Origin of the sequence: Burkholderia diffusa (genome assembly GCF_902499115.1) — a bacterium.
GTDB classification, from domain to species: domain Bacteria; phylum Pseudomonadota; class Gammaproteobacteria; order Burkholderiales; family Burkholderiaceae; genus Burkholderia; species Burkholderia diffusa.
In genome coordinates this window covers 120604-133480 of record NZ_CABVPN010000024.1, presented here as the reverse complement: position 1 = coordinate 133480, position 12877 = coordinate 120604, and the positions used below count along the sequence as shown (strand labels likewise).

Here is a 12877-nt window from a genome sequence, read left to right as displayed (position 1 = left end):
TGGACCGCCTCAGCCGATTCCATCCTCGAAAAGCTGCATCGACTTTGCTCGCGAATCAGCGGAACAGGACACTAGGTTGTCGTCGCACGATGACTCACCACTAAGCGCAGCAATAATGCGCGGTGGCCTCGGGCATTTGCACATTACGATGTCGCCATCCAGGGCAACTTCCGCTAAGAACTGTAAGCGGTAAGGTCCCCCGGACTTGGCAATGACGCCGTTGCTCTTACAGGCGGTGCAAAATGCTTGACCTCCGATCAGGGCGACTTGATGACCCATGAATGTCATCGGTGGTCCATCCGCAGGTAGAACGATGCCACCACTGGACAAAACGTCGCCCACAGACGCGATTCTTCTTTGCATTGTTTTCCCCACTCAGAAACCACGATCTTAGTCGCGTGGCTGCGCAATTTATCTCAGTATTCCTGAGGGGCGCTATATCCTTCTTTTCAATGAGTGGTTGATCACACGATGGAAACCTTGAGGCTCATACAACCGAGGATGGTTTCCAAACCCCCGTTGCCGAGCACTTCAGCATGTCGGCAGCTTTTGCACCGGTCAGATCGACGTCGGCGCAATCCCCGAGCGTCGGTTGCAAGCCGTCTTGCAACCACGGGATGTAATCGCATGGTCAAACAGGACCGTGATCGTCGTCAGCACTCGATTACAGGCGCTCCACGATTTCCCGCTGGTTTCAAGCATGTAGATGATGTCGGCTGGCGTGGCCTTTCGAGCTTCCAGTGAACCGAGGTTCGGATTCACCATATTCTCGATGGCCCAGTTCAGGATGTAGATCGACCCTTCGGCGAGAATGACCATCGCCTTTCCCTTGTAGCCGTCACAAAGCTGGCGGACGGTCAGCGCGAAGGCCGTACGGGCTTTCTCCGTCTTCTTGTCGGCGGCAGGGTCCTCGACCTTGTCGATCTCCGCTCGGAACGCGCGAGCAGCCTTCCTGGCGGCCGCAAGCGGGCGCGCATCCGCCTGGCCGTTCGGCCAGGGTTCAGCGCACCGGCGTCGGTGTGCGGGCAGCAGGCGATCCGGTAATCCGGGCGGCAGGCGCGGCGGGCGGGATGATGTTCGCGTAGCGCGCGTCGGTCAGCGTGCCGAGGAACGCGACGATGTCGTCGATTTCCGAGTCGGTGAGTGCGGGCTGCATGCCCGGCCGGCGGTTCATCGGCGTCGAATTGACGTTGATGTTGCCGCGATAGGCGGCCGGCACGTCGTCGAACGTCCTGGCGCCGTGATACCAGTAGCCCGGGTCGGTCGAGCGCGTGTTGTAGAACGCGACCGCGTCGCGCAGCGTCGTGAACACGCCGTTGTGCATGAACGTCTGCTTGACCGCGACGTTGCGCAGCCCCGGCGTGCGCAGGTAGCCGCACCATTGCGTCGGCTCGGGCCAGCGCAGCCGTGCGGCCGTGTCGCACAGGCCGTTGTCGAAATGGCGCGGATCTCGGTTCGCGGGCAGCGCGCGGTTGCGCGGCACCGCGATCGCGTCGTAGCCGAAATCGGTGAAGAGCGAGCGCTCCGGCCGGCTCGACGTCTCCGTCAGCGTATGGCAACTCATGCAGTTGCCCTTGTCAGGATTGCGGAACAGCGCCAGGCCGCGCATCTCGGCCGGCGCGAGCGGCTTGCGCGTGCGCAGGTACGCGTCGAAGCGCGACGTGAACGGCGCCATGTCGTCGCTCTGCAGATACGCTTCAACGGCCGAGCCCAGCGCACGCACCAGCTGTTCGGGGTCGCGCCGCACCGATGCGCCGAAGCGCGCGGCGAGATCGTCCGCCAGTTCGGTGCCGTCGACCTTGCGTAGCAGCGCGGCCGGCGATCGATTGTTCATCTCGTTCGGATCGAACAACGGCCCGCGGATCTGTTCGGCAAGCGTGTCCGCGCGGCCGTCGCTGAAGAGGCCGCCGAACGGCGACGGCGCGGGCGCGTCGTCATCCTGGTAGAAGTGGCGGCGCGGCACGTAGCGCACGTAGAGCAGCGACGGCGCGTTGCGCAGGCTGAAGCGCCCGTGGCGGCTGCCTTCCGGCACGCCGGGCCCCGCGAGCGAAGCGGCCGACAATGTCGGCGCGAACGCGCGTCCCGGATCGTGGCAGCCCGCGCACGACATGCCGCGCGGCTCGGACAGCCGCGGATCGAAGAAGATCCGGCGGCCCAGCGCGACGAGCGTCGGATCGGGCGCGAAACGGGCGCCCGCCGCGTCGACCTTGCCGGTCACCTGCGGCGTGCCGTTGCCGATCGTGCCGACGACGCGCGACGGCACACCGGGAAGAAGGATCGTCTCCGACGGTGTGGCATGGGCCGCGAGCGCCGCGCCGGCGAGCAGGGCGGCGGCAAGCACGCGTACCGTCCGGCCACCGCCGGCGACCGGAACCGAAGCGCAAACCCGATGCTCGGCAGCGGTCGCCGACGAAACCGTCCGCTTCCGCGAGCCGGCCATCCGTCGCCGGCGGCCGGTCGAATTCGTCAAATCATCACTCAATCGAACTTCGTCACTCACGGCGCGATGAACCCCGTCTTGTCGCATGCGAGCGTGTTGCCCGACTGGTCGCACGACGCGAGCAGCTTGCCGGCCGCCGAATACGCATGGAACACCCAGCCCGTCGCCGGCGCCGCGCGTCGCTCCATGATCAGGAAGCCGAAGCTGTTGTGGTGTGACAGTCGTTCGATCACGGCGCCCGGCGCGGGCGTCACGCCGGCCGGGAATGGATCGGGCAGCGCGACGTCGAGGTTGTCCCCGCCGTTGCCGGACACGATCGTCGCCGGATGCCCGGACGAGAAGTTGATCGCCTGGAAATCGTGCACGTGCCCGTGCAGCGCGACCTGGATGCCGGGCGGATAGTACGCCTGCGCGTTCAGGCTCGCCATCACCGACTGCAGCGCGAGGTTGCCCGGCGCCGGCGTGCTGCCGGCGATCGGCGCGAATGCGAGGATCGGATGGTGGTTCGTGAAGATCGTCGTCGACATGCCGGCCTTCGACGCGAGCGACGCGACCGTCTGGAACTGCTTCTGATAGATGCGGAACTGAGCGTCGGTCGTCTTCAGCGGATTGCGACCGACCTTCGCGGTGTCGAACACGATCACTTGCGTGCCGCCGCCGAGCGACACCGCATACGGATCCGAGTAGTTCGCGTCGTCGTCGTTGGCCGGATCGTCGCACGAACGCGCTGCCGAATACGGGTGCGGATCGAGGAAGCGGTACCAGCCCTGTCCAGCCCGTGCGCATTCCTCGTGGTTGCCGCGCACGACAACCCACGGCGCCTTCGCGAACAGCGGTGCGGCCGGGCGGAACAGGTCGGCCTGCCACGTATCCCAGCCGTAGCCCCACGGGCTGTCCTTGCAGCCGGCGATGTCGGGCGGGCACGCGTTTTCGCGGTAGTGATAGTCGCCGACGTGCAGCACGAGGTCCGGCGACAGCTTCGCGACGCTCGCCGCGATCGTGTCGAACGGCCAGACCGTCGCGTCGTTGCACGCCTGCCATGCGTTGTCGGCCTTCTTCATCCGGCAGCCGGTGTCGGCGATGATCGCGATGCGCTGCGGCTGCGCTTTCGGCAGCGGCAGCGCGCGGCCCGCGACGCTCGCCGCCTGTGCATCGGTGGGCAGCATCGCTTCGCAGACCGACACCGGGAAGCTCGACGGTTTCGAGTCGGCCGGGGCGCTCGCCGTCGGACGTTGCGCGATGGTCGCGGCGCCGGCACGCAGCGTCATGCGCGACAGCTTGCCGTCGACGGACAACTGCGGACACAGCGGATCGCTCGCGGACACGGGGCTGTAGTTGGTGACCACGCGTGCGATCGCCTGGTTCGCATCGCCGATCTCGACCCACGCGGCCTGAACGTTGATCGCGGCACTGGCCGGGTCGGCGGGCGTATCGATGTGATTCGAACACGCGGACAGCGCCGCGAGGGCAACAAGCGGAGCGCAGCGCACGAACAGCGCGCGGGAGAGGAGTCGTCGCATGGGAGGCACCGTAGGAAAGCCGTCAACGATACGGAACGCGAATGTAAGAATTGTGAAGGATGGGGTGCGAAGACCGACGCGGCGCGCGAGTCGTGCCGCGTTCGCAGCCTTGACCTCAAGCCGGCTTGAAGCAGCATAGTCCGGATCACGGTCAACGATGCGGACAAAAGGAGAATCGACGATGGAAGGAAACCGGACAAACGAAGCGCAGTCTGCGCTATGGAATGGCCCGTCGGGGCTGGCATGGGTCGACGCGCAGCGCTCGCTCGACCGGATGTTCGAGCCGTTCGAGACATTGCTCGCGGATGGGGCGGTGGTGGCGTCCTCGAGCAGCGTGCTCGACGTCGGCTGCGGCACCGGCGCGGTGACGCTCGCGATCGCACGGCGGATTGGCGCGCACGCGCACTGTACGGGCCTGGATATTTCGGCGCAGATGATCGCCGCTGCACGGGCACGCGTCGAACGCGAGGGCGTTGATGCCGACTTCGTGCATGCCGATGCGCAGACGCATGCGTTTGCGCCGGGGCAGTTCGATCTGATCGTGTCGCGCTTCGGTGTGATGTTCTTCGACGATCCGGTGCAGGCCTTCGCGAACCTGCGGCACGCGGCGCGCCCGAACGCGCAACTGCGATTCGTCGCATGGCGCGGCGCCGCCGACAATCCGTTCATGACGACGGCAGAGCGTGTCGCGGCGCCATTGCTGCCCGCCATGCCGGCGCGGCAGCCGGGGGCGCCGGGACAATTCGCGTTCGGCGACCGGCAACGGATCGCGTCGGTATTGTCGGACAGCGGCTGGGCCGACATCGCGATCGAGCCGATCGATATCGCGTGCGCGTTGCCGGTGTCCGAGCTGGACGACTACATCGCGCGACTGGGGCCGGTCGGGCTCGCGCTTCGTCAGGTGGACGACGCGACGCGCCGGCGCGTGATCGATACGGTTCGCGCTATGTGCAGGGCGCGAACCTGTGCTTCGACGCGGCGTGCTGGCTCGTCACCGCGCGGGCGCCGTCTGCATGATGCATCGGGAAAATGGCGGCAGCCCGTTGTTCGGCATGCGTGTTGCCGTTCATGCGTGACGAGGCTGCGGCGCCGTGCAAAAGGCAGGTATCAGTCGCGCCTCGCACGCAACATCAGCCAGGCGCAGCTGGCCGCCACGAGCGCGAGCCCGAGCAGCACCGCCTCGACGCCGAGTGCGAAACCGGGCGGCATCTCGCCGCTGTTCGGCACGGGCGACAGGTTGGCGGTGATCGCGATCGCGCCGCCGGCCAGCAGCGCGATGCAGAAGATCCAGTAAACCTTGCCGCGCGGTGCGGCGGTGCGGATCCGCCACAGCGCAAGGCCGACGCCGCCGAGGTAAAGCACCGCGAGCGTCGCGAGCGCGATGAAGTCGCCGGTGCGATTGTTCAGGAGGCTGCTCATGGCATGGCTCCGTCGGCTGCCGCGCGTCGGCTCGACGAGAGGAACGCAGCGGTCGGATTCATTCGGCCTCCGTTGCGTGTCCCGGCGCGCGGCTCAGCAGATGCGTACGCTGGTCGGCTGCTAGCGAGACGTAGCGTTCGTATTGACGCAGTACGTCAGCGATCAGTTCGTCGCCGCGCAGATATTCGATGTCGTAGCCGAGCCGGCCGTCCTCGAAGAACGTGACGATGCCGTACACGTGCGGACGCTCGGCATCCGGCTCGGCCGCTTCGCGTACCAGGAAGGCCGCCGCGGATTTCGCCGTTACGCGCGCGCCGTAGACGAAATCGCGGTGTTCCGCGGTCGGCACGGTCAGCCGCACCGCGTCGTCGCTGTCGCGCTGCACGTGTGCGTCGACGCCGCCCGAACGCAGCTCGTCGGCGACTTTGCGCAGCGCGGGCTCGACGGTTTCCGCGACGAACTGGCGTGCGTCGGCTTCGGTCGTCTGCCGCAGGATGTGGGTCAGGCGATGGCGCCAGTGCTGGCCGGTCCAGAAGCTCGTCGCGGGCGCGACGTCCTGGGAATAGTGCGCGCGGTCGGCCGCGAGCCCGCGCCACAGCCCGTAACACAGCGCGAGCATGATCAAGGCGACCGGCAATGCGGCGATCAACGTCATCGCCTGCAGCGCGCCGAGCCCGCCCGCGACCAGTAGCACGGCCGCCGTCACGCCCAGCAGCGCAGCCCAGAACAGCCGCTGCCAGACCGGCGAATGCGCGGTGCCGCGCGTCGCGATCTGGTCGATCACGAATGCGCCGGAATCGGCGGACGTGACGAAGAACACCGCGATCAGCACGATCGCGACGATCGACAGCAACTGCGGAAGCGGCAGGAAATCGAAGAAACGGAACAGCAACGCATCGACACTGCCGGCCGTTTGCGCGAGCGCGCCGGCCGCGCCATGCGTGTCGAGCCAGATCGCGCTGTTGCCGAACACGGTCATCCACACGAGATTGAATGCGGTCGGCACGAGCAACACACCGATCACGAACTGGCGGATCGTGCGGCCGCGCGAGATGCGCGCGATGAACATGCCGACGAACGGTGACCACGATACCCACCATGCCCAGTAGAGGATCGTCCAGCCGCCGAACCAGCCTTCTTCGCGCGGCGGCGCGTACGCATAGGTGCGGAACGACAGGTCGATGAGATTCGACAGGTACTGGCCGATGTTGTCGCCGAGCGCGCGCAGCAGGAACGACGTCGGGCCCGCGACGACCACGAACGCGAGCAACAGGAACGCCAGCAGCAGGTTCAGCTCGGACAGCCGCCGCACGCCCTTGTCGAGACCGCTCGCGGCCGATGCGCCGGCCAGGATCACGACGATCACGACGAGCCCGATGCGAAACGCGTTGCCGCTCGTATCCCAGCCGGCGACCGTATGCAGGCCCGCGCTCAACTGCATCACGCCGTAGCCGAGCGTCGTCGCGATGCCCGCGACCGTGCCGACCAGCGCGAACGCGTCGACCGCGTGGCCGATCCAGCCGTTCACGCGCTCGCGCAGCACCGGATACAGGCCGGAGCGCAGCGTCAGCGGCAGGTTGTAGCGGAATCCGAAGTATGCGAGCACGAGCCCCATCAGCCCGTAGATCGCCCACGCATGAAAGCCCCAGTGGAAGAAGGTCATCAGCATCGCCTCGCGCGCGGCTGCCGGCGTGCCGGGGTCGACGGTCGGCGGCTTCAGGAAGTGCTGCATCGGCTCGCCGACGCCGAAGTACATGAGGCCGATGCCCATGCCCGCCGCGAACAGCATGGCTGTCCACGACAGGAAGCTGAACTCGGGCTCGGCGTCGTCGGGGCCGAGCCGGATGTTGCCGAAGTCGCTTGCCGCGATCAGCACGAGGAACACGAGGAACGTGGTGACGGCGAGTACGTAGAACCAGTCGAAGCGCGCGACGACCCATTGCTGGCCGGAGGAGAAGAGCGCGCCTGCTTCGTTCGGGCGCAGCGCGCACACGACGAGCAGTGCACCGATGACCGCGAGCGCGGGCAGCACGACCTGCGGCTTGAATGTCGTGCGGGGCGAGGAACGGGAATCTGGCATGGCTGGCATCCAGTTGTGGGCGCAACGAGGCGCGACGCCGCCCGGCGCGCATGGCGCGCGACGGACCCTTATACGGCGTGCGCCGAGTGTACCGCGGTGTCAGGACTGCATGAAGGGATATGCAGCAGGGATAAACCTGACGAATTGTAAGGTATCGGGGCGATCGCGAAAACCCGCACGCTGCGCGCGGCGTGCGAAAGAGGTCGACGCCGAACGTCAACGGGCGCCCCGGACGATGCCGGATCGTCCGGGGCTCGAGCAGGGGAGGCGCAGCCGTACGGGTTCAGAACGTCATGGCGATCCCGGCCATGCCGACGAACTGGCCGTGCGTCGTCGACGGCGTGAGCTGCTGCGAATCGCCGACGATCGGCGCCGCGTCGACGATATGGCCGGCACCCAGCGCGCCGAGCGTCCGCCCGCTCGAATGCGTGTACGCCTGCAGCGCATAGAGCGTCGTGCGCTTCGACAGGCTGTACGACTCCTTCAGCGAATACTGCTGGTAACGGGCCGCGTCCGACACGCCGTTCGCCTTCGACGCGAGCGTGTACGCGAACGCGCCGGCCACCGAGAAGGTCGGCGTGAAGCGGTACGCGGCGAGCGCGCCGTAGGTGTTGAACACGGCTGTGTCCGTGAACGCGGAGCCGTTGCCGGGCAGGTACTTCACGTTCGAGTAGTTGAGGCCCATCGTCAGGTTGCCGAGCGTGTAGTTGCCGGCCGCTGCGACCTGCTCGACGGCCTTCGCGGTCAGGTAGCCCTGGTTCAGCACGGACACCGCGAAGCTGCCCGAAGCCGCGGTCGCCGGATTGAGGAAGCCCGCCGACGAGCCCGAGCTGTTGATGCGCAGGTAGCCGGCCGCGATCCCGACCGGCCCGTTCGCATAGCGCAGCGCGGCGCTGAACGTGTTGCCCTTGCCGGTCGCGCCGGCGATGCCGCCGAACGCGTACATCGCGCTCGCGGTCAGCCCGAAGAGGGTCGGCGACGTGTAGGTGACGGAATTGTTTACGCGGATCGTCGTGTCGAGCCCGTCGATGTCGCCCGGATGCGCGCCCGTCGCGCCGGTCAGCCAGCTGCTCGACGCGTACGGGCCGACCAGCAGGAAGTACGGCGTGTACTGGCGGCCGGCCGTCACCGTGCCGTAATGATCGTTGCGCAGCCCGACGAAGGCCTGGCGGTTGAAGATCGTGCCGGCGGCGGCTTGCGCGCCGGTGTTCAGGTTGAAGCCGGATTGCAGGTCGAAGATCGCGTGCGTGCCGCCGCCGAGATCCTCGTCGCCGCGCAGCCCGAACTTCGACGCATACAGGTTGCCGTCGCGCATGTAAATGTTCGAGTGGCCCTGCTGGTTGTTGACGTACGCGAGCGAATCGTCGACCACGCCGTACAGCGTCACGCTGCTCTGCGCACGGGCGGTGGAAGCGCCGAGCGACGCGGCCGATAAAATCAGGATTGCATAATAGTTGTGCGATGCTTTCATTGACGATCTCCAAGTCTCTTCAAGGGGCGGGAGGCTGATCGGCCTCCTCTTTGGTGGAGGGGCGGGCCGTGTGCGCGGCCCGCCCGATCTGAGGGTTCGGCGTCGTCCCGCGCTTGCGCGGTCAGTCGTCGAGTGCCACGACGACGCGACGCCACGCGCCGTCCCGCGCATCGTGTTCGACGCACGCACCGCGCACGGCAAGCGCGCACTGCAGCGATGCCGGCAGCAGGATCTCCACGCGCCCGGCAGGGCGGTTCATGCGGCCATCCCAGCGGACCGACACGCCGAGTTCACCGGACGCCGTGCGTCCGGTCTCGACGCGCCACAGCCCGTATTCGCCGTCGCGCCACGCTTCCGTTTCGCCGTCGTCCTCGACGCATTCGCCATACGCAACGCCGTCCTCGACGCGCGGCGCGACGAGGAAGCCGCGCGTGTCCGCGCGTGCGCCGAACCGTTGCTCTGCGACGTTCAGCGGCAGCACGCGGCCTTCGCGCAACAGCATCACCGGCGTGTCGAGCGGCGCGGGCAGCGTCACGTTCGCGCCGCCGTCGAACGACTGCGCGCTCGCGCAGCACAGCCAGCGCGCACCGGACGGCAGGTAGACCGCGCGCTCCGTGCGGCCCGGCTCGACGACCGGCGCGACCAGCAGCGCGTCGCCGAGCATCATGTCGTCGCATTCGACGTAGCAGCGCGGGTCGCCGGGGAAGTCGCCGAAGGTCGGCCGCAGCACCGGCTCGTAGCGCGTGGTCGACAGCCACAGCAGGTGATAGAGGTAAGGCAGCAGCCGGTAGCGCTGCTTGAGCAGCGACGCGACCCGCGCGGTGATCTCCGGATACATCCACGGTTCGTTGACGGTTCCGTCGTCATTCCACGAATGGATGCTGAAGCGCGGCATGAAGATGCCGAACTGCACCCAGCGCAGCAGCAGCTCGGGCGACGGGGCGGGGCCGGAGAAGCCGCCGATGTCGTGACCGATGTTCGACACGCCCGACAACGCGAGCCCGAGGCTCATCTTCAGGTTGTAGCGCAGCGTTTCCCACGACGTGTAGTTGTCGCCGGACCAGGTCTGCACATAACGCTGCATGCCCGCGCCGCCGGAGCGCGACACGAGGAACGGCCGCCGCGCCGGCGCATGTGCGCGCTGTGCGTCGCGCGACGCGCGCATCATCAGCATCGTCTGCAGCACCTTCGCCTCGCGTGCGGGAAACGGCTGCCCGAAGCCGTGCGCGATTGCGTCGGGCGACCAGATCTCGTATTCGTTGTTGTCGTTCCACGTCGACTCGATCCCGTAGTCGAGCAGCGCCGACGTGACCTGCTCGCGCCACCAGTCGTAGGCGTCCGGTTGCGTGAAGTCGAGATACGCGCCAACCTCGTCCCAGAATTGCACCCATGCCGGTTCGCCGGATGCCGAGCGGATCAGCAGCCCGCGCCGCGCGGCGTCGTCGAACGCCGGGTGGTCGCGCAGCAGGCACGGCTTGATGTTCGCGCACAGGCGGATACCGTGGTCGCGGTAGTGCTTCACGAAACCCTTCGCGTCGGGAAACTTCTCGCGGTTCCAGTTGAACACGTAGCGTTTCTCGCCGATCGACGTATAGCCCGACGACAGGTGGAACGAATCGCACAGAATGTCGTGCGATTCGCACCGCTCGACGAACTGGTTCATCTGCCGCTGCGCGTCCGGTGCGTCGGTGTAGCTCATCGTCGAGCCCGAATAGCCGAGCCCCCATTTCGGCGTGCGCGCCGGGCGCCCGGTGAGCCACGTGAAGCGCCGCGCGGCCGTGAGCGGCGTGTCGGGCGACGCGATGAAGTAGTAGTCGAGATCGCCGTGCTCGGCGACGAAGTAGCGGTAGAGCCCGTGGTAGTTGTCGAGCTCGCGGCCCATGTCGAACGCGCAATCCGACAGCGTGTCGTAGAACAGCCCGAAGCCCTGGCACGCGTCGGGCGACCACGTGACGTAGAACGGAATGTGCTTGTAGAGCGGGTCCGTGTGCTTTGCGCTGTAACCCATCGCGTCGATGTTGCGCATCTCGAAGCGCGCGCCGGTGCGGTCGAGGTCGCCCGCGCGCTCGCCGAGACCGAACACCTTGTCGCCGCGCTCGCGAGCGACGTAGTGATAGGCGCGATCGTCCCACCAGCCGAAGTTGTACGCCTGCGTCGCGCGATCGGCGAGCACGACGCGCCACGCGCCGTCGGCGCCGCGCATCGACCACGTGCAATGGCCGCCTTGCCGGCTTACCGTGAGGCGGATCTGCGCGGTTTCGATGCGCACGCCGCCGTCGTCTTCGACGAAGTCGTAGGCCGGCTGCGCGAAGCCGCTCAGGTCGAGACGGTCGCGCCCTTCGAGCGGCACGTCGTCGAGGCCCGGCGCGATGGTCCAGGTGCGCGGGTTGCGCGCCGTCGCGTCGGGCAGCACGCGCACGCGCACGATGTCGTCCTCGAGCACGAAGATCTCGATGGTTGCGCCCGCGTCGGACGCGAGCAGCACACGGTTCGCCTGCCGGTCGGCGACGTGGAACACGGGCGGATGAAGAAGCGAAGTCATGTAAGCGATTCCTGGTGAAGACGGAGGTCAGGCGTGCTGCGCGAGCAGGCGCTCCTGCTTCGACTGCCCGCGAATCAGCACCGCGAGCAGCGTGACGCCGATCATGTCGAACAGGCCGAGGCACGCGAACAGCGGTGCGTAGCCGATCTTGTCGGCGAGCGCGCCGACCAGCAGCGAGAAGCCGAGCCCGCCGATCCATGCGGCCATGCCCGCAAAGCCGCTGGCGGTGCCGACTTCCTCGGGATCGAACACGTCGGCCGACAGCGTGTTGACGAGCGCGGAGATCATCTGGTGCGCGAAGCCGCCGACGCAGAACAGGCCGATGGCCGTGTACGGCGACGACACGAGCCCGATCATCGCCGGCCCCAGCATCAGCACCGCGCCGAGCGCGACGCCGGCGACACGCGACCACACGAGCGGCAGCCTGAACCGGTTCGCGAGGTAGGGCGAGAGATAGCCGCCGGCGATGCCGCCGAGATCGGCCGCGAGAAACGGCATCCACGCGAACACGGCGATCTGCGTGAGCGCCATGTGGCGTTCGGTGGCGAGGTACAGCGGAATCCAGAAACTGAAAGTCTGCCACGCGGGTTCCGCGAAGAAGCGCGGCAGCGCGATCGCCCAGAAACGACGCGCGGTGACGACGTCGCGAATCCGGCGCTTCGACGCGGTCGGCATCGTGGCCTGGCCGTCACGGATCAGCGTGCGCTCCTGTGACGTGATGCGCGGATGATCGGCCGGCGACCGGTACTGCGTGTACCAGAGCGCGGCCCACACGAAGCCGAGCGCGCCGGTGACCATGAACGCGGATTGCCAGCCGAATCGCATCGACAGGAACACGACGAGCGGCGGCGCGATCGCGGCGCCGAGCGACGTGCCCGCGTTGAAGTAGCCGACCGCGACGGATTTCTCGCGATCGGGAAACCATTCGGCGACGGCCTTCATCCCTGACGGAATCGCGGCGGCCTCGAACAGCCCGAGCAAGCCGCGCAGGATGCCGAGCGACAGCCAGCCCGACGCGAAGCCGTGCGCGACGCCGACCACCGACCACAGCATCGCGAACAGCGCGAACCCGACCCGCAGGCCGATCAGGTCGACGATGAACCCGCATACCGGCTGCATGATCGTGTAGCCGATCTGGAACGCCCCGACGATATACGAGTATTGCTGCGTCGAGATCGCGAACACCTGCTTCAGTTCCGGTGCGAGCACCGCGAGGGAATTTCGCGCAAGGTAGTTGAGGATCGTGCCGAGACATACCAGCACGATGATCCACCAGCGCAACGCCTTGACTGTTTTCACTGCTGTCTCCTGAGCCATGCAAGTCGCCCGGCTGGGGCGTCTTATGCGGTCATATTTGTACGATGTCAGATCTTCATGGGCGGCCGATTCACCTGTCTTCTACCGG

Annotated in this window: 8 protein-coding genes and 2 pseudogenes; 1 reads left to right on the top strand and 9 read right to left on the bottom strand. The window is 67.1% G+C overall.

What is annotated here, in order from left to right:
- Positions 1 to 144: 144 nt before the first annotated feature.
- The 4 genes and pseudogenes from BTE28158_RS23635 to BTE28158_RS23620 all read right to left on the bottom strand — a co-directional run.
- Positions 145 to 363: pseudogene (locus BTE28158_RS23635) on the bottom strand (PAAR domain-containing protein); the annotation flags it as partial.
- Positions 364 to 558: 195 nt separating this feature from the next.
- Positions 559 to 819: a hypothetical protein gene (locus tag BTE28158_RS23630; RefSeq protein ID WP_151048910.1), complete on the bottom strand. Its 261-nt coding sequence runs from the start codon at positions 817 to 819 to the stop codon at positions 559 to 561.
- A gap of 181 nt (positions 820 to 1000) precedes the next feature.
- Positions 1001 to 2326 carry a cytochrome-c peroxidase gene (locus BTE28158_RS23625; protein WP_239007381.1) on the bottom strand — a complete coding sequence of 442 codons (1326 nt, stop codon included), beginning with the start codon at positions 2324 to 2326 and terminating at the stop codon, positions 1001 to 1003.
- 170 nt (positions 2327 to 2496) lie between these two features.
- Positions 2497 to 3960, bottom strand: coding sequence for a metallophosphoesterase family protein (locus tag BTE28158_RS23620; RefSeq protein WP_151048908.1), 1464 nt, complete (start codon positions 3958 to 3960; stop codon positions 2497 to 2499).
- Between the two features lie 181 nt (positions 3961 to 4141).
- Here BTE28158_RS23620 and BTE28158_RS23615 point away from each other — a divergent pair.
- Positions 4142 to 4977: pseudogene (locus tag BTE28158_RS23615) on the top strand (class I SAM-dependent methyltransferase).
- A 90-nt stretch (positions 4978 to 5067) separates the two neighbouring features.
- On the opposite strand, the gene BTE28158_RS23610 reads toward BTE28158_RS23615, so the two are convergent.
- The 5 genes from BTE28158_RS23610 to BTE28158_RS23590 all read right to left on the bottom strand — a co-directional run bounded on the left by BTE28158_RS23610 (position 5068) and on the right by BTE28158_RS23590 (position 12771).
- Entirely contained in the window at positions 5068 to 5379 is a 312-nt protein-coding gene (locus tag BTE28158_RS23610; protein WP_059598873.1) for a hypothetical protein, read from the bottom strand.
- 58 nt (positions 5380 to 5437) lie between these two features.
- Complete coding sequence (locus BTE28158_RS23605) at positions 5438 to 7459, bottom strand: BCCT family transporter (RefSeq protein ID WP_151048907.1); 2022 nt, start codon at positions 7457 to 7459, stop codon at positions 5438 to 5440.
- Between the two features lie 283 nt (positions 7460 to 7742).
- Positions 7743 to 8930, bottom strand: coding sequence for a porin (locus tag BTE28158_RS23600; RefSeq protein ID WP_151048906.1), 1188 nt, complete (start codon positions 8928 to 8930; stop codon positions 7743 to 7745).
- Between the two features lie 121 nt (positions 8931 to 9051).
- Positions 9052 to 11472, bottom strand: a complete 2421-nt coding sequence (locus BTE28158_RS23595) for a glycoside hydrolase family 31 protein (protein ID WP_151048905.1) — start codon at positions 11470 to 11472, stop codon at positions 9052 to 9054.
- Between the two features lie 27 nt (positions 11473 to 11499).
- The gene (locus BTE28158_RS23590; protein ID WP_151048904.1) at positions 11500 to 12771 is read right to left on the bottom strand and encodes an MFS transporter; all 1272 of its coding nucleotides are present in this window, start codon (positions 12769 to 12771) and stop codon (positions 11500 to 11502) included.
- Positions 12772 to 12877 lie beyond the last annotated feature (106 nt).